Raw genomic sequence first — 23708 nt, forward strand, 5'->3', positions numbered from 1 at the left:
AGTTTGGCGAGTTTCCTGTATAATGTTCAAACGTGAGTTATTTTAGAATAATTTAATACTATTCACTTATCAAGAGAGACGGAGGGGCTGGCCCGAAGATGTCTCGGCAGCGGGCTCTGCAGAGCGCTGTGCCAAATCCAGCAAGCACAGATGCTTGGCAGATAAGAAGAGAACGATTGATAGATCAAGATCTCTTCTTGCTTGAAGGGGTCTTTTTATTTTGCTTGGAAAATCCATTTATAAAGGAGAATTCAATGAAAAACAGGGGCAATCCATGGGCTTTATTGCCACTAGCCGCTTTCCTGCTTATTTTTATTGGCAGCGGCATAGCAACGGGTGATTTTAACAGCATACCAATTATTGTCATTGTATCCGCAGCAGCCGGAATTGCGCTGGCAATGAACAGAAAAAAGCCATTCATGGAAAAAGTAGAGATATTCACAAAAGGGGCCGGACATCCTGATATTATATTAATGGCCATCATTTTTATCCTGGCAGGGGCTTTTTCTGGTACGGCTAAAGGAATGGGGGCGGTTGATTCGACTGTGAACCTTGCACTCTCTTTTATCCCGCCGAATCTGCTAATGGTCGGAATTTTTATCATTGCATGCTTTATTTCATTATCGATGGGAACATCCATGGGGACAGTTGTCGCTCTTGCTCCAATTGGTGTAGCCATTTCAGCAGAGACAGATATTTCAGTAGCATTAGCCATGGCAGCAATAATTGGCGGTGCAATGTTTGGCGATAATCTTTCTGTCATTTCTGATACAACGATTGCAGCGGTCAGGACTCAGGGAACGAGAATGACCGACAAATTCCGTGTGAATTTTTTAATCGTACTGCCTGCTGCCGTTCTTACTGCTGTGACTCTTGCGATTTTAACAGCAGGTCAGGAAAGCGTCGTGACTAGCGGAGATTTCAGCTTCTTAAAAGTAGTCCCTTATCTTGGCGTATTGGCTGCAGCTTTGTTTGGCATGAATGTTATTCTTGTGCTAAGCGGGGGAATCCTTCTTTCAGGCCTGATTGGAATTGCTGACGGCAGCTATACGTTTGTTTCATTCCTGCAGATGATTGCTGAGGGAATGGCCGGTATGCAGACCCTTGCGATTATTGCCATCCTCATTGGCGGATTGGTGGAGATCATCCGGGTTAATGGAGGAATAGATTACTTGCTTCACATGGCTACCAGCAAAATAAAATCCCGCAGGGGAGCTGAATTTGGTATTGCGTCACTTGTCTCTCTGACAAATCTATCTACAGCCAATAATACTATTGCCATTATTATTGCAGGGCCGCTTGCTAAAAAAATTGCAGATCAATATGAGATTGACCCGCGTAAATCAGCAAGTATACTTGATATATTTGCCTGCTTTGTACAAGGGACTATCCCATATGGAGCACAGATGCTAGCTGCTTCGGGGCTCGCTGCCATTTCGCCGGTGAGCATCATGGCATATTCCATTTATCCAATATTAATTGGCATTTGCGGTATTATTGCCATTCTGATCAACTTTCCTAAGTTAAAAAAGCAATAAATGAGAGAGCCTGCTGGGCTCTTTTTTCTTTGAACAATGCTGTGTTTTAAAAATAATTGATGATATAATTAGAACGAATGTTCTGTAAAATATTGCTGAGCCTCTGCCGTTTTTTGATTTGGTATAATGGTAATATTGCAGAAAGAATCTGTGGCAAGGAAAAGAGGGTGTAAGATATGAAATTTATCCATACAGCTGATTGGCATTTGGGCAAGCTGGTCCATGGTGTATATATGACCGAAGATCAGCGCCATTTTTTGAATCAATTTATTGATGTGGTAGAAGAAGAAAAGCCGGATGCAGTCGTCATTGCAGGAGACTTATATGACCGGTCCGTACCTCCTACTGATGCTGTAGAATTGCTGAATGAAATTCTTTTTAAAATAAATGTAGAGCTTAATACACCTGTGGTTGCCATCGGAGGAAACCATGATAGTGCAGAAAGGCTGTCATTTGGAAGCTCCTGGTACAAACAAAGCAAGTTCTACTTGTCTGGAAAACTGGCAAATGATTTTAAGCCCATACATATTAATGGTGTGAACTTTTATCTGGTTCCGTATGCTGAACCAGGAATGGTCAGGCATTTGCTTGATGATGACCGTGTACACTCACATGATGATGCAATGAAGGCAATTGTGAGCAGAATTGAAAAGCACCTGAATCCAAATGAGCCGAACGTTCTTGTCGGACATGCTTTTGTCCTGGGCGGTTCTACCAGTGATTCGGAGAGGACCCTTTCAGTCGGCGGGTCAGGCTGTGTCCATTCAAGCTGCTTTGATCCATTCTCTTATACAGCACTCGGGCATTTGCATAGTCCTGATGCCATAAAGCATGACAAGATTCGATATTCTGGCTCCCTATTAAAATATTCTTTTTCAGAGGCCAAACAGGAAAAATCGATCTCTATTATAGAAATGAAGGAAAATGGCGAATTTGATTTACGAACCCGTTCACTGAAGCCCAAAAAAGACTTGAGAGAAATCGAAGGGCATTTAGATCAATTGATGGATCCAGCCTTCTATGAAAAACAGAATCTTGATGACTATCTGAAAATCACCCTTTTTGATGAAGGCGCATTGCTTGATCCAATTAATAAGCTGAGACAGGTCTACCCCAATGTTCTTCACCTGGAAAGAAGAATAGCCGTTACAGATATGAAGAAAAAAAGCTCCTTCCTATCGATGAAGGAAGAGAAAAAGTCGGAGCTTGATCTGTTTAAACAATTCTATGAACAAATGACCACTTCTGAGTTTACAGAAGATAAACAGCAGGTAATGACTGATGTGATCGAAAAAGTGCTTAGGGAGGAGGCTCTGAAATGAAGCCATTAAAATTAACGATGCAGGCGTTCGGCCCCTATGCAGACAGTGAAAACATCGATTTTACCGAACTTGGAAATCGAACCATGTTTGTCATCTCCGGAAAGACGGGTTCAGGCAAAACCACAATTTTTGACGGCATCAGCTATGCCATTTATGGAAAGGCAAGCGGAGAGGATCGGAATGGCCCCGAACTTCGGAGCCAGTTTGCCAAAAATAATACACTAACCGAGGTTTCTCTCGAATTCATTTTAAGAAATAAAAGGTATCATATTATAAGATCTCCTCAGCAGGAAAAGAAAAAAGAGCGGGGCGATGGGACAACAACAGTGAGTGCAAAAGCAGAACTGTATATATATGATGAAAATGGAGAGCAAAAGCTCCTGGCTTCAAATGTCAGGGATGTTGATGAAAAGATAAAAGAAATTATGATCATTGACAGCAATCAGTTCAGGCAAATTCTGATGATTCCCCAGGGAGAGTTCCGAAAGCTCCTGACTTCTGAAAGTAAGGATAAGGAAATCATTCTGCAGCGGTTATTTCATACTCAAATATACAAGCGCATCGAAGAAAAACTTAAAGAAGATGCAACTGAATTAAAAAGAACGGTAGAAGAACAAATTAAATTGAGAGATCAGTATTTTAATCATGTGCAGGCTGTTTACAGCGGGGAGCTGAAATCATACCTCGAAGCAGGAAGTGTCAATGACACACTGCTCATGCCGCTTCTTACAGAGGAAATTAAGGAGATGGCAGAAGGTCTTGCCGAGCTGACAGAAGCTGGCAGGAAAAAGAAGGAAAAGAGAGATCATCTTCAGCAAAAGCTCTATGAAGCTGAAATGGTGCTTAAACAGCTGAAGACGAAAGAAGAGCTTAAGCAACGGAAAGAAGAGCTTGAAGAACTGAAAGACCAATATACTGTCAATGAGAATGCCATTGCTCTCGCCCAGAAAGCAGCCCTGCTTAGTCAGCAGGAGCAGCTCTGTCATGAACTGAAGAAGGATCTGGATGCGGCACATGCCGATATTGAGGAACTTCAGAAAAAAATAGGCACTCTTGAATCTCTGCTAAAAGAAAAGCTGGAAAAATGGGAGTCTGAAAAGAACCGGGAGGAAGAAAGAAAACAAGCTGCCGAACAGGTTAATCACCTGCAAAGTATGAAAGAAGATATTCTCTCGTATGCAAAAGTGGAAAAGCTTGTCCGTTCTCTTGAAAAAAATCTTGAAAACCTCAGGCTTCAAAAAAAACAGAAAGATGAAGCCCTCCTAAACGCTGATCTGCAAATAAAAACACTTGCTGCAGAAAAACAGGACATTGAAAAGAGCAGGCTCACACAGTTTGAGAATGAACGAAACCTGGAGAAACTATCAGACGAAATAGAACGGCTTCATAGATATGAAGAGCTTCATAAAGAGCATCTCTCATCACAGAATGCTTTCAGCAAGAAAAAAAGTTATTTCGAGCAGACTTCGTCCAGGCTCACTGACGCCAAAATGCTTGTAGATGAACTGGAGGGCAAATGGCTTCATGGACAGGCATCAATCTTGGCTGAAAGGCTTCAAAACGGAGAGGCATGTCCAGTCTGCGGCTCAGACCACCATCCAAACCCAGCTGTCTCTCCTCAAGATATTCCTGATGAAAAAGATCTGAAGGAAGCAAAAAAACAGGCTGCTGAAATGGAAGCAGAGAAAGCGAAAGCACAGTCTGCATTTTATGAAGCTCGGTCACAACTGAATTCCAGTGAAAGTGGATTAGCGGAATTAACAGCCCAAATACAGAAGCACCGTCCTGATTTTAAACCTGAAAGTCTGCTTGTGCTGAAAAATACACTTGCCGATCAAAAAAAGGATTTGCTGACACTTGATGCAGAGCTGAAGAAGAAATCTTTAAGACTGGAAAACTGTACTGCAGAGTTAGAAAATTCACAGGAGATGAAAGAATCTCTGGCTGCAGAAATTGACCTTCTGCAAAGCCAAATAAATGACGCTGCTGTTATGCATGCGGAAAAGAGAAGCAACTTAGCGAGGATGACGGACACAATTCCTGAAAACCTGCGGTCTGTTCAAGCTTACGAATCAAGTTTTAAAAGAGCGGCTGAAAAACTTGAAATTATGCAAAGGCAGCTGGAAACTGCCCAGCAGATTTATCAAGATGCAAAGTCGGTTCATATGGCAGAGCAGGCAAAGCTCGAGACACTTCAAAAGCAGGCTGTTAAAATCGAGCAAAAGCTTGCAGCAGAAAGGCGGAATTTTGTACAGCGGATGAAGGACCAGGGTTTTGAAGTCTACGGAGAATACCGGGATGCCAAAAAATCAGAAGAACAAATCAGTCAGCTTGAAGGTGAACTTCGGGAATATCGGGAAGAAGTCCGTTCTATTAATGACAGATACGCTGAACTGGCGGGACTCTTAGAAGGGATTGAAAAACCTGACCTGGAAAGCTTGCAGCTATTATTGCAGGAAACGGATGATCAATTGAAACAGCTGCAGGAACAATATACAAATCTGTTTATGAAGAAAAAGCAAAATGAAGAGACATTGCAAAAAGTCAAAGAAATAAATGAAAATATGAAGACCCTTGAGGAAAGGTATAAAGTAATCGGACACTTATATGAAATTTCCAAAGGGCAGAACACTTACCGTATTACTTTTGAACGTTTTGTCCTGGCGGCATTTTTAGATGATATACTGAGGGAAGCCAACGGACGCTTATCGAAGATGACCAGCGGGAGATATATGCTGCTTCGAAAAACAGACCGCTCAAAGGGCAACGCACAAAGCGGCCTGGAATTGCTTGTGTTTGATCAATACACTGGGCAGGAAAGGCATGTTAAAACTTTATCCGGCGGGGAAAGCTTTAAAGCCGCGCTTGCACTTGCTCTTGGTCTGGCAGATGTGGTGCAGCAATACGCAGGAGGCGTGTCTCTTGAGACGATGTTCATTGATGAAGGATTTGGGACACTCGATCCCGAATCATTGGATCAGGCAATAGAAGCTTTGATCGAAATTCAGAGCAGCGGAAGGCTTGTAGGCATCATCTCTCATGTTCCTGAGCTGAAGGAAAGGATAGATGTGCGTCTGGAAGTTACTGCAAGCCAGTCAGGAAGCCGTACACAGTTTCAATTTTTAAATTAGGATTCAGAAGAAAAAGGATAGACCTCCTATCCTTTTTCCCATACTATTAAAGTTGGTGATGACTGTTGAGGAAGAAAGTGGTTTTATCATGGAGCGGCGGCAAAGACAGCTGTCTGGCTCTGGATGTGCTGGTAAAACAGGGGTACGAGGTTGCATGTCTTCTGACAACGGTTCCGCAGGAAATTGGCAGAACCTTTGGGCATGGGGAAAAAAAGGAATTAATCCAGCTTCAGGCTAAAAGTTTATCCATACCTGCAGAGTTTATTTATTGTACCTTTGAAGATTACTCTGAACGTTTTGTGAGTGATTTAAGAAAAATAAAAGATACATATGGGATTACAGGCATTGCATATGGGGATCTTTACTTGGATGGACACCGTGAATGGGGAGAAAAAACAGCGGCTGAAGCAGGATTGGATGCGGTATATCCTCTATGGATGGAGGAGAAAGATAGTCTTAAGGTTTTAAGTGCCTTTGTGGTTTCAGGCTATAAAGCCAAAGTCATACGTGTCAGGGAAGATGTGTTGGACGACTCGTGGCTCGGCAAAGAACTTGATCATGAATTTGTAAGCAGAATCGAAGCTGAACCTGTTTGTCCAATGGGTGAATCAGGTGAATATCATACATTTGTGTATGACGGTCCTCTATTTTCTAAGAGGATTCAGCTGGACTCTCCTGAAGTGATTCAGCTTGAGACAACAAAGAAATTGGAATTTGGCGAGTTTAGGCTCGCTGAAAATTAATAATAAACGTCAATGACGGGAATGTGCAGGTAACGAAATGATTGAAATTAAAACATCAGCAGTAAGCGATGGCGAACATAATAGAGGAGTCTTTGCTACTCGAGATATTAAGAAGGGTGAACTGATTCATGAGGCTCCGGTGCTTCCGTATCCAAATAATGAACATCAGCATATTGAAAAAACAGCTCTGGCAGACTATGCATTTGAATACGGGAAAAATCACAGTGCCCTTTTATTAGGCTATGGAATGCTTTTCAACCATTCCTACCAGCCAAATGCAGTATATGATATTAACTTTGACAACCATACATTTGATTTTTTCGCCTATAAAGATATTAAAGCAGGTGAAGAAGTTTTGATTAACTATAATGGGGAAGCAGAAAATGATGACCCCCTATGGTTTAATAAATAAAATAAATGGAGACTGAATCCTCCTTGCACGGAGAGCAGTCTTCCCCACAGAAGGGAGAGGGTAGTTTGTCAGGAGTATTTTCTCATGATTATAATGCTTTCCCTTTTTTGGTTTTTTCCGCATCTCATATTGCCATGATTGTGTTATTTGCAGCAGCAGCCGCACTTTTATTTATTTTCAGAAAAGGACTTTTCCGGCTTGATCAGAAATTCAGGCTGTATATGTTTATGCTTCTTTTTACTTTGGAACTGCTTTACCATCTTTGGCTTTATCTTGGCGGCTATTGGGAAATCTCTTTTACTCTGCCGCTGCAGCTCTGCTCCATAAGCTTAGTTCTTTGCTTGATATTATTAGCAACGAAATCCAGTGCCGTCTTCCAGTTAGTCTATTATTTAGGAGTTACTGGCGCTTTAATGGCTATCCTGACTCCAGAATTGTTTTTAGGCTTTCCCCATTTTCGTTATTTCCAATTTTTTATTACTCATAATCTGATCATTTGGACAAGTCTTTATTTTGTGTTCGTGCATCAATACAGGCCAACAGGAAAAGGCATGCTTCATTCCTTTATCTTTTTGAATATCTGCGCTGGTGCGGCATTTTTCGCTAACAAACTGACAGGAGGAAACTATATGTTCCTGTCCCGTAAGCCGGAAAATGCTTCATTATTAGATTACTTCGGTCCTTATCCTTACTATATACTGACACTGGAGATAGCGTCAGTATTCCTGTTTTTATTGTTATTGCTTCCATTTAAAATGATTGGCAAAAATAAAGCTGGAAAGGCGGAATCTGCATGAAACCTGCAAAAATAGGAATGGATGCCGGAGGTTCTTTGCTGAAGATGGCATTTGAAGAACAAGGACAAATCCATTATAAGAGCTATCGGATTGATGAGCTGGATAATTCAATGAATTGGCTTAAAATGACTGCAGCTGATGCCGAAGTTGCCTTGACAGGCGGGAAGGCTGAATACCTTAAAAAAGAATTTTTTCAAAATGCCCTGATCTTTCCTGAATTTGAGTCTTCCGGTATAGGTGCATCCTATTTGATCAAGCAAGATGGATTATCATATGAGAATTTCATCTTAAGTATTATAGGCACAGGGACATCGATTTGCCTGAACAGCGGCGGTGAAATCTCAAGGGTTTCCGGAACCGGCATCGGCGGGGGCACATTGATGGGACTGGGTTGTTTACTGACTGGTGAAAAGGATTTCACCAGGCTCGTTTCGCTGGCTGGCAGCGGGAAAGCAGAGAATGCAGATATAATAGTCAAGGATATTTATTCACCATTCGATTCGCCGATAGATGGAAGCCTGACTGCCAGTAATTTTGGGAAGATTAAGGATGTTGAGATAAGTAAGGATGACAAAGCCGCCAGCTTAACTAACATGATTGCGGAAACGATTGTACTCCTAAGCGCTCAGGCAGCAGTTCGGAACCAAATCGACGATATAATATATATAGGAAGCACGCTTCGGCATAATGCCCCATTAAAGCACCTTTTAGAGAAGTATACCGCTATGGCTGGCAAAAAACCTGTTTTTATTCAAAACGGCGCATACTGTGGAGCACTGGGTGCGCTGCTGTCATTATAAATCCAGATGATTGAAAGATTCTTTTTTTCAGTATAAAGTTGAAAAAGAACGCATTAGAAGCAGGTGGCAGATTTGATGAAAAGATATTTTACAATCGGTATGGCAGGCCATATCGATCATGGAAAAACGACATTGACAAAGGCATTAACAAATGTAGATACAGATAGGCTTAAAGAAGAAAAAGAAAGGCAGATATCCATAGAACTCGGATTCGCCCCTTTACATGAAGATGAGGAAATCCAAATTTCAGTGGTGGACGTACCTGGTCATGAGCGCTTTATCAGGCAGATGATAGCCGGAGTTGCCGGGATTGACTTAGTCGTCCTAGCTGTCGCAGCCGATGAAGGAGTAATGCCCCAAACAAGAGAGCACTTGGAAATTCTCGATTTCCTAGGGATCCGTAATGGCATTGTCGCCATAACAAAGATTGATCGTGTTGATGAAGAGTTCACCGATCTTGTAAAAGAAGAAATTCTTGAGGAACTGAAAGGATCTATTTTTGAAGATGTTCCAGTTATCTTAACAGATAGCCTGTCAGGCAAAGGAATTGAAGAGTTAAAGCAGTTGATTATCCATACCCTGAAAGAACAGGATACACGGGATGCAAAAGGTGCCTTCCGGCTTCCAATCGATCAGGTATTCACGGTGAAAGGGCAGGGTACTGTAGTCAGAGGCACTGTTTATGAAGGAAAAGTAGAAGAAGGACAGCTTCTGAAAATCATGCCAAATGGCATCGAGACCAGGGCACGCCAGCTGCAGGTGCATCATCAGCCTGCAAAAGCGGCATTTGCAGGGCAAAGGGCAGCCATTAACCTTTCAGGCGTGTCGAAGGAGGATATTGAGCGGGGCGAGGTACTTGTATCGTCTGAGCATTTCAGCGTCACAAAAACCATTGATGTTGCTGTAAGAATAGTTGGAGATTTAGAGCATATCATCAAACAGCGCATGCCGATTAAATGCCATATTGGCACGGCAGAAGTAATGGGAAGAATCGTCTTCTTTGATCGTAATGAATTATCCAATTCAGAAGGAGAAATTCTCTGCCAGCTTCGTTTAGATGAAGAAATCGTTGCCAAAAGGGGCGACCGGTTCATTTTAAGACGGCCAAGTCCCCAGGAGACCCTCGGCGGGGGCTGGGTTATCGATCCCAATGGAGAAAAGTACCGGTTCGGCCAAAAAACCATTGAGGATTTAAGCAGGAAAAAAGAAGGAACACCGAAAGATCGCATAAAAGCCGTGTTGTTCGAAGATAAGGTCCTTTCTCTTGCAGAGATAACAGCAAAGACTTCACTGGATGAATTGATGGTTCAAGAAATACTTAAAGAAGAAGATTTCCAGGGCATCAGCAGCAAGGAATTTACTTTAGCAGCCATCCATGAGGCAATAGAGGCAGAAATAGCTGACCGCCTGAATGAGTTCCATCTGGAAAATCCAATGAGGCAAGGGGCTAATAAAGCAGAATTGCTGCAGGCAATGCAGAATAAATATCCTAAAATGCTGATTGAATTTGTTTTAAATTCAGGTATTGAAAAAAATGCATTTCAACGAAAAGGACAGTTTTTGCAGAATAAAGGTTTTCATCCTCATGTACCGAAAAGCTGGCAAAAACGAACGGACAATCTTCTTGCTGAATTAAAAAAAGATGGCTATAAAGTAAAACCGTTTGAAGAATATTACGCTTCCGCCGGGATTCCTGAGAACCTCAAAGGCGATCTAAAACGATATTTAGAAGATCAGGAAACCGTCATATCGCTGGATGCACAAAACTATTGGCACGGTGATCATTTTAGAGCAGCAGTAGAAAAACTGAAAAATGGCACAGCTGCTGAATTTGAAGTAGGCCATGCAAAGGAAGTATTGGGTCTCTCCAGAAAGTATATGATTCCTTTTCTTGAAAAACTTGATTCTTTGGGAATAACACGGAGAACAGAAAATAAAAGAATATGGATGTAATTCATAAAAAGAGCACTTGGATTATGTATCCTGGTGCTCTTTTACTTTGACTATATCTATAGAAATTGTCTAATTGCTAGGTAGAGGCCGGCTCAGTTGAAGGGAAATCCCATACATTAGTAGGGACAAAACTATAACTGAGGTGAACGAATTGAAAGGAAGGAGAAAAAAAGGGGAAATTGTCTGCCGGATACAGCGGCCCCCGAATGGCTGTCCAGGTTTATTCCCTCCGAGTTTATGTACAAATCCCTCGATAATACTTGATAATCCAGGCCCTATCAGCTGTGAAGCCACGATTACAGGACGAGTCATTTGTGATTTGGTGCCGGTCTCAGGTGTGACTGTGCAGCTTACCAGCTCTTTTGCCGGCGTAATTTTCGAGGATGATACCCCTGTAACAGATAACAGAGGAAGATTTACAACCATCGCCACCGTAGCAAGAAATACTCCAATACAGCAAGGTGTAATAATATCCGCTTCAGCAACTGTTATTGGAATTGAAGTATCAGATTCAATAACCACCAGTGCCGGCTGTATTGCATGCAGAAATCCTCGGATAACACTTATTACTCCTCAGGGGGTTGTTGGCTGTTCCGGCGGGCAATTAACAGGAGTGGTTACGTGCGATAACGTGCCTGTTCCGAATGCGTCGGTTTCTTTTTTTGTATCAGATCCGAGAAGTATTATTCTCGAGGAAAATCCTACAACAACAAATGCCAATGGTGAGTACTCGATTGATTTTGCACCGGTTTTTGGAATAACCGAAACGGTAACCATTAGCGCAAGAGCTGCAATTGGAGGAACGACAGTTGAAACAGATCCTCAATCGGTTGAACTGAATTGCCATACCTGTGTTAATCCTGCTATTGATCTCTTTAATCCTGGCCAAATCAGCTGTTCCGGGCTAATAAGAGGGCGCGTTACTTGTAATGGTTTATCTGTTCCCAACACGATCGTTAATTTAAGAGGATCTTCTATACTGCGGTTCGCTGATGACAATCCCAGAACAGGTGTGGATGGCATCTTTGAAACGCCTGTAACCATTCGAGTAGGTACAGAGATACAGGATGTAGAAATTAATGCATCTGCAATTGTGAATGGCAGATTTGTTGAGGATACAGAGTTTACGAGGGCTGGGTGTCTGGAATGCAGAAATCCTTTATTGACCATACTCACACCTGCAGGTACAGTCACTTGTAATGGAGCCCCTATAACTGGAAGAGTCACTTGTGATGGAGAAGGTATTGAGAATGTGACCGTATCCTTTAGGGTGGAATCGTCTGCAGGCCCTGTATTTGTTTTACCAGATGTAACAGATGCGGAAGGATTCTATTCTACACGAATAACACCTGGTTTTGGAGCAGTAGGCAATGTGACTGTTACAGCCTTTACCACGGTTGGAGGAATCCCCATTGAATCTCCAGCTCAAGTTGTAACAGTTGATTGTCCAGGCTGCCGGATACAGCTTGATAACCCGGGTCCGATCAGCTGTGAAGCATTAATCACAGGCAGGGTTCTCTGCGGACAAAATGAGCCACAGCCTGGCATTACAGTCACTTTATCTACACCGGCAGGCAGTCCTTTAATATTTGATGATGAGAATCCTGAAACAGATGCAAACGGAGTTTTCTCAAGCATAGTAAGAGTGCGTTTCCCGACTTCACAGACAGATGGATTGGAATACACTGCTACAGCTGAAGTTAATGGAGATATTATATCAAATACCAATAGGGTCAGAGCAGGATGTATTGCGTGTGAGAATCCTCTCTTAACGTTGAATGTCCCGGGAGGTGTAATAGGATGTGACGGCGCACTGCTTACAGGCCGCTTATCTTGTGAAGGAGAAGGTCTTCCAAACTTTGCAGTATTTATCGATATTATCTCTGGTGCTCAGGATGTATTCTTTATTGAGAATCCAGCAATCACCGGACCGGATGGCAGCTTCAGTTCCCGTATCCTTCCGGCACAAGGGGCAACAGGCACAAGAACAATCAGAGCACGAGCGGAAGTAGCCGGCCAGGAGTTCCAGTCGGTATCACGAATCATTAATGTGAATTGTCCTCCTTCCGAGTGCCCTTGTAAATTTAATCTTAATACTCAAGGCGGTGCCCAGCCAGGTGCTAGGATTCGGGTTACCCGTTTTGGTGTGCCGTCCGATTTGATAGGACAAATGAATATTAATGTGTCTCAATGCGGATCAAGTCAAAGTGGAGGATGCAATCCTGCCAACGATAGTTTTAACTTTACATTTAACGCTTTAAACGGTGATAATTATCAATTTTCTCAAGGAAGAAGGCGTTTTATTTCCTGCAGCAATGATGGCAGATCAGCTACAGTAGTAGGTGACATGCTCGGAAGAGTAAATAATGGTCCGTTCAGAGACTTTGAAGTTACCATAACGGTGACCCTTGATCCGGTCACTAAAGTGGCTGAATGGCAAATTCTTGCAACAGACGGAACAGCGACGCGGTTTGAAACCATTGTGCCGTGGCGTGCGCAGGCATCTCCTCAATCTTTTATAGCAGACTGCGAGTAAATATGATGTTTAAAAGGTCAGCCTGAGAGCTGGCCTTTTACTTTGTGAAGAAATAATTTAATTCCGAATTTTCAATATTAATGTGAAAAATATCCTGATTATTGTCATGGAATAGAAATGTTAACCTGCTTAAATTAGGATAATATGTCCATTAATTGCACAAAAAAGGGAAAATATATGAATTTATTATAAATATACCCAGAAACACCATTATTTTTAGATAGGATTTTACTAGAATTATTACTAATATTAGGATGTCAAAGAAATTTAAGGAGTGTACAACTTGAAGAAACAACTACTTACAATGGCTGCGACAGCTGGTTTTTTGATTACACCGTTCAATGGAGAAGCAAGTGCTCATGAAAATAAATATATCGTTCAGTCTGGTGACACATTATGGGGAATCTCACGCTCTAACAATCTTTCAATTGAAGAGTTAAAGACTTGGAATAGTATCTCAGGTTCGACAATATATAAAGGACAAGCCCTGACTCTGCTGACCCCGCACAGCCATAACGCTTCAACAAGTGTGCCGCAAAGCGCTGCAGTCAGCTACACAGTGAAATCTGGCGATACTTTATGGGGAATTGCAAGAGCTCACGGCCTTTCCGTCAGTACACTAAAGAGTCTGAACGGAATCAGCAGTGACGCGATATATCCTGGCCAAAAGCTGCAAATTAAAGGTTCAGCTCAATCCGCTGCACCTTCTGCTCCTGCAGGCACTGGATCTTACACTATCCAAAGAGGTGACACTCTTTCCGGTATTGCATCTCGCCATAACTTATCGGTTTCACAATTAAAGGCAATGAACAGCCTATCTTCAGATTTAATTTATGCCGGCCAGACACTGAAGATATCTGGGACTGCTGCAAGCAAGCCGGCAGAAACACAGGTAGCATCCCAATCAACTTCAAAAGTGAATGAGCTCATTACTGAAGCAAAGAAATATATTGGCTCACCTTACGAATGGGCAGGAAGTACACCTGCAGGATTCGATTGCAGCGGATATCTGAACTATGTATATGGTAAAGTAGGAATCTCTATTCCACGTACTGTAGCATCCATTTGGAGTGCGACAAAACATGTTGCATCGCCAAGGATCGGGGATTTGGTATTCTTTGAAACTTACAAATCCGGTCCATCCCATGCCGGAATTTATCTTGGCAATTACAAATTCATTCATGCCGGTTCTTCACGCGGTGTCGAGATCAGCGACATGAACAATTCCTACTGGAAGCCTCGTTATTTAGGAGCAAAAACAACTTTTTAATCAGTAAAAAGTACTCAACGCCACATGGGCGCTGAGTACTTTTTTACTTAATCTCTTCGGTCATTGAATGTCTTTGACAGTGCTTCCTTTGCATCTCCCCATTTTTCCTGTGCCTGTCCTTTTACTTTATCCATATTTCCTTCAGCTTCTTTGGATTCATTATTGGTCAGTTTGCCGTATTGCTTTTTTAATTCGCCTTTTAATTGATCTGCATTTCCATTTGTCTGGTCTCTGTTCATTATTAACTCCTCCTCGTATAATAGCTTTCTTCTTGTTTACCCCCAAAAAATAATTAAAAACACGCTGCAGTAAAATAATATAAACACGCCTGCAATATGAGGCGTGTTTATGGTTAATCATTATTTACTTTATTTTCAATCAAGGAAATCTTATTTTCTAATTGGCTTAAAAGTTTTAAAGCCTTTTCAAGCTCTGCGTCTTTTTTTTCAAATTCCGAAATAAAATAGTTCAGCTTATTCGCTTCATTATTATTCTCTGTTTCGCTGGGATAAACCACATTTCCTTCATTATATGCTTTAATTTCTTTCCTTAATTCCTTCATACTGGATTCAGAAGAAGCTTTATATCTGGCTGCCATTAGCAGCTCTTCCTGAAGTATCCGGTTTTCCCTCTTCAGATCCTCCCATTCTCCAGAGGAGACGTCTACATTTAATGTTTTAGATCTCTTTAGATTTTTTGCCTTTAAAGCCAATAATTGTTCCTTTTCCATCAATAAGTCTTCTGCTTTACAGTACATATCCCAGTAAGTTACCTCCAGTTCATAAATACGTGCCCATAAGCTGTTAATAAGTTCTTTATCTTCCTGAAAAACAACAACACTAACTGGATCTTTCTGGTTATAGGTCCGGTACAGATAGTCCTGCATAGTATGCATATAAGATCTTTGCTTTAAATTTTCTTCTGCTAACAGGGCCAATTTTTTTTTAAAGATATCATTTTTCCTAATCAATTCCTGATTCTGCTCATGTATGTCATTAATTCTTTTTGTATGTTCTTTTTCATAATCCGGACTGAGCAGGGATTGGTATCTTGCCAATTCCGATTTAAGATGGATAATCTTCTGCTGCAGCTGGATTTCTTTATTGGGAGTATGGTTGCGAAGCATTTTCATTCTCCTTTCAGAAACGCATTTACCTCATTTTATGTAATTAGCCCTTAAAGTTTCTTTGAATTAAAAAAGACATGAGGGCCCTCATGTCAAAAGGTATAAATTATAAGGTTATCATTGCAATGATCCTATTCGTGTGATAAAAATCCGTTCGTCAAATACTCATTGAAAATCGGTTGGAAATTCGTGTATTGCATGAAACGCCATTCGAGGATCCAGTGATATAGTAAATAGACTTTTAGTTGACATTTATTATTAAACTAGCAGAAATATCCCTATTCATTTAATAGTGAAGCGAAAGGAAAGATTTAAATCGTTAACCTTTCTTACTTATACTATATGCCGTGTGTAAAGAAAGGACAATGGCATTTACCCTATAGTGAACACATTTATAAAAAAATAGACTCTTTTACTACTTTTTAAAATTAGGTTCTTTTTTTACAAAAATAGGTACTTGTTCTATACCAAATCTGGTTTCTTTCCATAGGATATAGTGTGATAAAAATACTCATTAGAAAGAAAGGAAGGAAAACATGAAGAATAAGCGTAAAACGATTAAAGGTTCACAGCCGACTCCGACACCAACGCCGATTCCTCTTGATCCAAATGATTTAGCTCCAGAATGTATCTTTGTAGAAAAGGTTTATGACTGGGTGTTCTTTGCTAACAAATATGAGAACAAAAACTTTATTCCAGATGAAGATTGCAGAGCTGCAGTCGCTGCTGCTTTAGCTGCAGGGCAAAGAGTAGAAGTTCGCTGCTCGGCTGATGTAGATGATGTACAATCTTCAGCAACAATTTTGGAAAATGGAAATCCTGGCCTTGTAATGATTGTATGGACAGTGCCGGTTGATGTAACTATTCTGGTGAATGGTGCTGCAGTGTGTACGTTCACAGTTCGCACACAGTTCACAGACGAAATTGTGCTATGCGTTCCGGAAGGCATCACAGAAGATAACATCCGCTTAAGAGCATATCAGGTAATATGCCAGACTTCAGGTGGAGTATTAATGGGACCGGATCCATTTGGACCTATGATTCCATTAAGAGTTGTACTATGTAAAGATGTTCAAGTTCATTACCCAGTTAAACTTGAAGTTCTAGCAAAATTCTGCTTCCCGCGTCCAAATAATTTGAAACCAAGAAAACCAAAACTGCAGTGCGATCTAAACCTTTTAGAATTCCCGCCGCAATGTCCTTCTCTATTCCCTGTAGATAACTGTGAGTGTCAGGCTACTGCTATTACTAGGGGAGCTGCAACTGAAGCATTAATTGGAGCAGGTGCAGATGCAGTTGATGTAACAGGTACTTCCAACATCCGTGCTGAGATCTGTCAAGAATGTTCTCTTGGTGACAGCACATTCAGCTACTCGTTCGATGATACTGAATTTGATGGTCCGACACCAACACCTACACAGCCTGATTTCAGCTTCACTTACACGCCGAAATCTTTCAGACTTGTAGAATGTGAAGAAGACTATCTGGTTGCATATGGCAGTGGAATTAGAAATTGGGATGGATTAAAAGAAAGTCTTAACTTCGAATTATATATCTATAGTGAGGATTATATTGAAGGAGAAGGCTTCCAGCTGATTCTAAGAGATATGAGCACAAATGCAGTTGTATTCGATAGCGGATTTGTTGAAGCAGCTGTTAACTTTGAAGAGTGCGATACTTTTGCTGATCTTTTGGAGGATATCGACGACTAAGCTTAGGAGGAGGGGATTCACTTCTCCTCCTTTTTAAATAAAATAAAGCATGTCAGAAATACATAATAATCGCGATAGGAGGGAGATAGATGCCAGAGATTAATACTTTACAAGATCAATTAGCCGGCGCAAAAGAGAATATAAATACTTTAAAAGGGCTTTTGGAAGGGATAAGGAAAGATCGGGAAGCCATAAAGAATGTGGCGGGGATTGACTTTTTTACCGAATTTTCTCCTGCTTTTCTTTGTCTAAAAGATGAAATGATAAAAATGAAACAAACAGCTCTTCAAAGGGAAGCAAAGCTTAGAGAGCTTGCATATGAGAAAGAACTTGAGATAAATAAATTAAAATCAAAACAGATAAATTTCAATCAATATGCTATTTATATCGAATATTTAAATGCGCAGCTTAAAAAGTTATCAGCTGCTAAAGACACTTTTAAAATAGATCTTATTAACAGCAATAAGAAAAAAGTCAAGGGTGAAATACAGAAAACACAACTATCCCTTGCAGAAATATTCAGCTGGTTAACAGACTTTTATGACATTAAAACTGTTATAGAGCATTCAATAAAACATATAGACCAATTACTTGAAGAAAATGAGAATGCTGGTGTAACGCACAGACAAGAAGAGTTGGATCCGAATATGAATATTATAGGAAGGTGGTTGAAAAAAATGGGCTGGTTATTTTTTAGCAGAGAAAAGGAAGAGCAGTACAAAGCAAAACTTACTGAGCTGCAGGAAGTAATTTCTCAGTTGAGGGACGAACTTGTGCATTATAAAGGAACATTCGAAGAGGTATATGATCGATTACTGGAAAAGGAACATTCGGAAAACGAATTTAAAAGCAGCGTAAAGGAATTAAATGATATTTACCGTCAGTTTATTGAAGTGGAAAAGAAATATCATTCAGAGTCGGAAGAACTCAATAACATGCTGGCTAAATATAGGGAAAAGGACATAGTAAGTCAAAAAAAGATCGAACAATTAGAATCTGAGCTGCATGAATTGCGGTTAAAAGAAAATGAAAATTTAGTTAATAAAGAATCTGCTGTAAAACCTTCAAAGCCGAAGGAAGCTAAAATGCAGCGTTCATCTCAAATGCAAAGATCACCGCAAGTAAAAAGAAAGACGGAGATTGAAAGAAATCAAGATTTTGAAATGCATGGTTCGCTGCCTGTTCCTCCACAATCAGCGACAACGATGTTTAACCCTTTTAAATATTCGAAAAAATAACAGTGTATAGACAAGGAGTGTATAGGAATGAAACGTCAGGAAATTCAGGAAATGTACAAGAAAGCAAAATCGGTAGCTGCTGGCAGCGGCAGAAGAAAGAAAAAAGCAGCTGCTAAACCGGCACAGCCCCAATATAAAAGGTGCTGCGGGAGATAAATTCCCTTTTAGCCATGGAATTCGGCTGCCGAGGAAATTATACGGCCAAATGCTGGGTCATGGTGAAAAAGAATTGCCCTATGAAGCATGCGGGTTATTATCAGGTTCAAAGGAATCTATAAAGACAGTATGGAAAGCGATTAATAATCAGCGTAAAAGAAACTCTTTCGAAATAAATGAAGCACAGTTCACATCAATTTTGTACGATATGGTGAAAAAGAAGGAATGCTTTATGGGCATTTACCATTCTCATCCAACAGCACCACCAATACCCTCCAATGACGATATACGCCATGCATTTCCAGATAAAGTTTACTTTATCATCTCTTATGCTAAAAAAAAGCCAACAATTAAATGTTATAAGATTAATAAAGGTAAAGTTCTGCCTATCAGAATCATCCTAACAGATTAACCATTCTTTATCCCATTCTAAACCAATTGCTTCCTAAAGAAGAACGGTCAACGATATTGTTGACCGTTTAACTATTATCCCTTTCTTGTAAGATCTTTCTCATTTCAGGTTTATTTCCTTGAGCTCTGCAGTATCTGACTGCCAACTCAAGATTTGCTTTATAATTTCGGTTTTCAGAGGGTTTTGAACGGGGATGCCATAGATGATAGATGCTTTTGTTAATTCTTGAAAAATGACCGCAGAAGGTATTCATTGCAGCAGCAAAGGCATCGTCTTCACCGCCCCAGCCTTGAAAACGCTCGTCAAACCCTCCTGCAGCTTCGAAGCAAGCTCTTTTCATCACATTGATTCCTCCAACTGGAATAACCTTTCCTGTTTCCCTTGGGATTGCATCAATTTTTAAAGACAAAGGCCAATCAGCTTTTGTTTGAAGTAAGGCCCTGGTGCTTTTCCTTGTTAGATCAAGGACCTTATTATAAGGAATTATCCAAGGTGTATTTTCAAGCATTTTTATAGCTTTATATATGCTCTGTGGGCAGCAAATAATGTCAGCATCCACAATAATTAGTATTTCACTTTTAGCATTTTTCGCAGCTTGGTTTACAGCCTTCGCTTTGTTGAAAGGAATGGTTGAGGAGGGAATTATTATTTCAGAATTTGGCAATATTTTTTTATAATATTGAGATGCCCATTTAAAAGCAAGTTTCCTTTGGCCATCATCAGAATAAAAAGGCATAATAATTGAAATCATATTCACCATCACCTTTTGAATTAATTACCTCTCGAGGTTCTTTCAACTTATCTTATGAAGAAAAGCCAGTTTGTTTACCGTTTTTGTCCAAGCATTAAGAAAAAAAATACATATTGTATTAGTAGATACCAATCCTTGATGGAAACTCTAATTTCAAAATGTTTTGTAATATCAGAGATTCACAGAAAATAAGTTAGGGGGATGATAATGAAAGACAGAATATCTGAGTTTTATAAAGGGGAATATGGAACTTCAGCAATGAAAAAACAAAAGAAACGAATTGATTGGATCATAAAAAATATCCAAGGCAGTCATGTACTGGATGTAGGATGCAGTCAAGGTATTATTCCTATTCTTATTGGAAGAGCGGGGAAGAAAGTTGTTGGCATTGATATTTCCGAAGAAGCAATACTTTATGGAAAAAAAGATCTCTCTAGTGAAAATGAAACTACCAGAAATATGGTTACATTGATCAAGCAGGATTTTTTAAGCTGGAATACAAAAAGCAGATTTGACACGATAATTATAACTGAAGTTTTAGAACACTATCAAAAATCTAACGAAATTCTAGAAAAAGCTTATTCTCATCTTAATAATGGCGGAAAAGTTATCATAACTGTTCCATTTGGAATCAACCCCCATCCTGATCATAAAAGGACAGTTTATCTTAGTGAAATTTATGAGGAACTTTACCCTTTCTTTTCCCTAAAGGAAGTGAAGTTTATAGAAAATTGGATAGGGTTTACCGGGTATAAAAAGAAAAACATCCAGAAGAATATTGCTGACATTTATGTACCTATAGAAGTCATAAAAGAGGCAGAAAAAGGTTTCTATCAAATGGAACAAAGGCATCTTAAGATTAAACGGAATTTAAATAAAGAATTAGTTAAGTTAAAAGAACAGGAGGAGCATGGAAGTGAGCGGAAGGAATAATCATCTTACAAGAATAGGAGTAAATAATCTCCTAAAGTTAACTTCCTGCGGCCCGAATAGTGAAAATATTGCTAACATAATTATGGAGGAAAAATTTTACCATAGCAGCGGGTTAGATGTTTTTCATCTGGGTGATTCAATTAATTGGAATTATAAGCATAGGAATAGTTCCAACACCTATCAGCTGTACCTTCATTCCTTAAATCTTATTAGTTATCTGTGCAATGGTTATGAGGTCAGTAAAAATAAAAAGTATTTAACAAAGGCAAAAGATATCTTGGTTCAATGGATTGCGTTCAATAATTCTAAACGAAAGAAATCTAATTATGTGTGGTGTGACCATTCTGTTTCAAGCAGGGCAATCAATATCATCTATTTTTATAATCTTAGTGCCGGGGTTATTGATTTAGTGGAATTAAATATCCCGGCCCTGTTGGTAGCTCACGCAAATTTCTTAGAGAAAGATTCAAACTATAGGAAAAATAATCATGGAATTATGTCTGACCGGGCATTGGCTGCATTAGCCGTTTCAATGAAGGAAAACCCCCGTTCAAAAAGTTGGATAAAGAAGTCCATAAGAAGGTTAAAAGAAGCTTATAGCAGAGACTTCAGCAATAAAGGAGTGCACCTGGAAAACTCACCTGATTATCATAGGATTGTACATGGAAAGCTGTTTTTACAAACAGAGGATTTTTTAAATAAACATGGCTATTCTTTAGGAAAAGATATTAAAAATAAGATAAAACTTGGAACAGAATATTATAAATATATTTTAAAGCCTGATTTAAGCTTCCCTTTAATTGGGGATACAAGCTTGGGTAACATGAAGAAAATTGACAAAGTATTTGATAGTTTCTGTGATAAAGAAGCTGGGATCGGAATTCTTCAGTGGAAGAGCAATGAAAATATTTCTGATTCCACATGGATTTCTTTTATTTGCGGTTATGGAAATAAGACTCACAAACACCTTGATGATCTATCATTTACTTTGTATTACAATTCTGATGATATTTTTGTAGATTCAGGTAAGTATAATTATGACAGGAACGACCCAATAAGAAAATATATGCTTTCTCCTCTAGCTCACAATACACTTACAATTGAGGGTGATTCCTATAAAATTGAGACAGATAGGGCCGATTATCGAAAGCTGGGAATAGCAAACTTTACTAGTAATGACAAGTATGATTTTATTAAGGGAATAAATTACTCTTATGAAAACAGTAAATTGGAACGATCCTTACTCTTTATAAAACCTTCACTATTGATTATTCTTGATAAATTTGAAGGTGCAAATGAAAAGAAATACCTTCAGAATTTTAATTTATCTCCTCAGATGAAAATCATAGACCAAAATGGAAATAAAATAACCTTAAAGTCTAATAATAGCCATATTCAAATTGAACAACTAGCTGGTTTCCAAAAACTATCTAAATATTATGGCGAAATAGAAAAAAATCGGGCTATTATTTCCGAAAAATTTTCGCGGATTATCAGCACAAAGCAATTAGAATTTAGCAAGCAGTCTAAAAAAGGAATATTTCTTACAGCAATTAGAATGGGTGACAAAACTGTCAGTGAAAGAAAAGAAAAAATTCATTTTAATGAACACACAAACATTCTAACTGTTACAAATGAAGCCCTAAATATCAAAATAAAAGTATAATAACCAACACGTTATTTAATTCTAATGAAAAAGTGATTCATAAGAAATTAACATAAAAAAGTCCTCAAGTGTATCACTTAGAGGACTTTTTTAAAGTAGTTGTATATTTTTTTATAGGATTTTTGTTTATACAAAGTCTCAAATACAATTAGGTCATGATCTTTATTATTTAAATATTTACTGTACAAGCGGTAAATTCTATAAATTGTGTCTATGGATTCTTTTATATGTGTCTCCTTAACCTTTCCAAGTTTTTTTAAATACCAATTTTTAAAATAGTAATTAAATCTTTTATTCATATAAAGGTCGAGTAAACGGTGTTTCCTTAGAAAAGGCAGTCTATGCTTCTCCAGAAGCAGCCATTTATTATAGAATGATTTTGTTATAGTATTTGTAATTGAACCAGGAATTTCAGCGTAATAAATGTGAATTATACAATCTACTACTTTTAATTTATTACAATGTAATAATAGTTCAAGAAAAAAGAGCGAGTCTTGGCCTCCTGCCCCTTCAATCATCCTTAGATTATTCCTTAGAATTACTTCCTTTTTTATAATTAATGCTTGAATACTGTGTGTTTTTAAATCTGTATTAATAAGCCAATTTCTAGGGTGTACTGTAACCTGAGCATTATTTCTTTTTGTGCAAAAATTATAATATTGAAAATGCTCTTCCTTTCTTCCAGAAACTTTAAGAATATCTCCAATAGATAAATCAAGATTTCTATCTTTTTTTAGTTCATTTAATAACATTGCATAGCCATCATTAACTGCTTCGTTATCAGGATCTAAAAAGGTAATATACTCTGAACTGGCTAATTCAATTCCCTTATTTCTCGGTCTGGAAGCACTGCCGCTTCCCCCATTATGATAATAATAGGTCCGGATATTAGGATTTTCTCTCGCTAATATGTCAATGATTCTTAGGGTTTCTTTGTCTGAAGATCCATCATCAACTATAATAATTTCCATCTTTGTGAAAATACTGCTTCTTTTTAAACTTCGCATACATATATTTTTTAAATATTTTCCATTATTATAAACGGGAATTACTACCGATAATAGGTAGCTGCTTTTTTCGTCTTGACTTTGGTTCCTAAAATCCATATCTGCATATTTAGCTTTTCCTTTAAGATATTCAGCATTTACGGGGTTACCAGATGGACCATCCTTTTTTGCTTTTTTTAACATGTCCATAAAATAAACAGTTCCT

General features: G+C 39.2%; 20 protein-coding genes and 1 riboswitch. Of the genes, 16 read left to right on the forward strand and 4 right to left on the reverse strand.

The genetic code is table 11. From position 1 onward, the window contains the following. The first annotated feature begins 63 nt into the window (after positions 1-63). A riboswitch (SAM riboswitch) is annotated at positions 64-168 on the forward strand. An 86-nt stretch (positions 169-254) separates the two neighbouring features. The 10 genes from BK139_RS01725 (at position 255) to BK139_RS01770 (ending at position 14502) form a co-directional block, all read left to right on the forward strand. Continuing rightward, positions 255-1538: a Na+/H+ antiporter NhaC family protein gene (locus tag BK139_RS01725; protein WP_076256177.1), complete on the forward strand. Its 1284-nt coding sequence runs from the start codon at positions 255-257 to the stop codon at positions 1536-1538. 176 nt (positions 1539-1714) lie between these two features. Then, positions 1715-2860 (forward strand): exonuclease SbcCD subunit D, encoded by a 1146-nt coding sequence (locus BK139_RS01730; RefSeq protein ID WP_076256179.1) that lies wholly within the window; start codon positions 1715-1717, stop codon positions 2858-2860. Then, positions 2857-5991 (forward strand): AAA family ATPase, encoded by a 3135-nt coding sequence (locus tag BK139_RS01735; protein ID WP_076256181.1) that lies wholly within the window; start codon positions 2857-2859, stop codon positions 5989-5991. The genes BK139_RS01730 and BK139_RS01735 overlap by 4 nt, the downstream gene beginning before the upstream one ends. A gap of 65 nt (positions 5992-6056) precedes the next feature. Then, positions 6057-6734 carry a Dph6-related ATP pyrophosphatase gene (locus tag BK139_RS01740; protein WP_076256183.1) on the forward strand — a complete coding sequence of 226 codons (678 nt, stop codon included), beginning with the start codon at positions 6057-6059 and terminating at the stop codon, positions 6732-6734. A gap of 37 nt (positions 6735-6771) precedes the next feature. After that, positions 6772-7146 (forward strand): SET domain-containing protein, encoded by a 375-nt coding sequence (locus BK139_RS01745; protein ID WP_035330469.1) that lies wholly within the window; start codon positions 6772-6774, stop codon positions 7144-7146. Positions 7147-7211: 65 nt separating this feature from the next. After that, on the forward strand, positions 7212-7943 hold the full coding sequence (locus tag BK139_RS01750; protein ID WP_076256185.1) for a YwaF family protein: 732 nt from the start codon (positions 7212-7214) through the stop codon (positions 7941-7943). Next, entirely contained in the window at positions 7940-8743 is an 804-nt protein-coding gene (coaW, locus tag BK139_RS01755; RefSeq protein WP_076256187.1) for a type II pantothenate kinase, read from the forward strand. Before BK139_RS01750 ends, coaW begins: the two co-directional genes overlap by 4 nt. A 75-nt stretch (positions 8744-8818) precedes the next feature. Further along, entirely contained in the window at positions 8819-10696 is a 1878-nt protein-coding gene (gene selB / locus BK139_RS01760) for a selenocysteine-specific translation elongation factor (RefSeq protein ID WP_076256189.1), read from the forward strand. A gap of 151 nt (positions 10697-10847) precedes the next feature. Then, a complete protein-coding gene (locus BK139_RS01765; protein ID WP_076256191.1) occupies positions 10848-13232 on the forward strand; it encodes an Ig-like domain-containing protein in 2385 nt (794 codons plus the stop codon). A 283-nt stretch (positions 13233-13515) separates the two neighbouring features. Next, positions 13516-14502, forward strand: coding sequence for a C40 family peptidase (locus tag BK139_RS01770; RefSeq protein ID WP_076256192.1), 987 nt, complete (start codon positions 13516-13518; stop codon positions 14500-14502). Between the two features lie 47 nt (positions 14503-14549). Here BK139_RS01770 and BK139_RS01775 read toward each other — a convergent pair whose 3' ends face one another. Then, on the reverse strand, positions 14550-14741 hold the full coding sequence (locus BK139_RS01775) for a CsbD family protein (protein WP_035330463.1): 192 nt from the start codon (positions 14739-14741) through the stop codon (positions 14550-14552). Positions 14742-14854: 113 nt separating this feature from the next. Then, positions 14855-15628, reverse strand: a complete 774-nt coding sequence (locus BK139_RS01780; protein WP_083675277.1) for a hypothetical protein — start codon at positions 15626-15628, stop codon at positions 14855-14857. A 536-nt stretch (positions 15629-16164) separates the two neighbouring features. Between BK139_RS01780 and BK139_RS01785 the strand changes: the two genes are divergently transcribed. From BK139_RS01785 to BK139_RS01795, 4 genes are all read left to right on the forward strand, one after another. Beyond that, positions 16165-17340 (forward strand): BMQ_0737 family morphogenetic spore coat protein, encoded by a 1176-nt coding sequence (locus tag BK139_RS01785; protein ID WP_076256196.1) that lies wholly within the window; start codon positions 16165-16167, stop codon positions 17338-17340. A gap of 89 nt (positions 17341-17429) precedes the next feature. Then, on the forward strand, positions 17430-18578 hold the full coding sequence (locus tag BK139_RS01790; protein ID WP_076256198.1) for a hypothetical protein: 1149 nt from the start codon (positions 17430-17432) through the stop codon (positions 18576-18578). Between the two features lie 27 nt (positions 18579-18605). Beyond that, entirely contained in the window at positions 18606-18734 is a 129-nt protein-coding gene (locus BK139_RS24260; RefSeq protein WP_286147632.1) for a hypothetical protein, read from the forward strand. Positions 18735-18759: 25 nt separating this feature from the next. After that, on the forward strand, positions 18760-19146 hold the full coding sequence (locus BK139_RS01795) for a M67 family metallopeptidase (protein ID WP_286147650.1): 387 nt from the start codon (positions 18760-18762) through the stop codon (positions 19144-19146). Positions 19147-19213: 67 nt separating this feature from the next. On the opposite strand, the gene BK139_RS01800 is transcribed toward BK139_RS01795, so the two are convergent. After that, positions 19214-19897 (reverse strand): galactosyltransferase-related protein, encoded by a 684-nt coding sequence (locus tag BK139_RS01800; RefSeq protein WP_175609040.1) that lies wholly within the window; start codon positions 19895-19897, stop codon positions 19214-19216. Positions 19898-20104: 207 nt separating this feature from the next. Between BK139_RS01800 and BK139_RS01805 the strand changes: the two genes are divergently transcribed. Next, entirely contained in the window at positions 20105-20830 is a 726-nt protein-coding gene (locus tag BK139_RS01805) for a class I SAM-dependent methyltransferase (RefSeq protein WP_076256204.1), read from the forward strand. Beyond that, positions 20814-22496, forward strand: a complete 1683-nt coding sequence (locus BK139_RS01810; protein WP_175609041.1) for a heparinase II/III domain-containing protein — start codon at positions 20814-20816, stop codon at positions 22494-22496. Before BK139_RS01805 ends, BK139_RS01810 begins: the two co-directional genes overlap by 17 nt. A gap of 77 nt (positions 22497-22573) precedes the next feature. On the opposite strand, the gene BK139_RS01815 is transcribed toward BK139_RS01810, so the two are convergent. Continuing rightward, positions 22574-23692 (reverse strand): glycosyltransferase family 2 protein, encoded by a 1119-nt coding sequence (locus BK139_RS01815; RefSeq protein WP_076256208.1) that lies wholly within the window; start codon positions 23690-23692, stop codon positions 22574-22576. Between the last annotated feature and the right edge of the window lie 16 nt (positions 23693-23708).

The organism is Paenibacillus sp. FSL R5-0490 (assembly GCF_001956215.1).
GTDB lineage: Bacteria > Bacillota > Bacilli > Bacillales > Cytobacillaceae > Cytobacillus.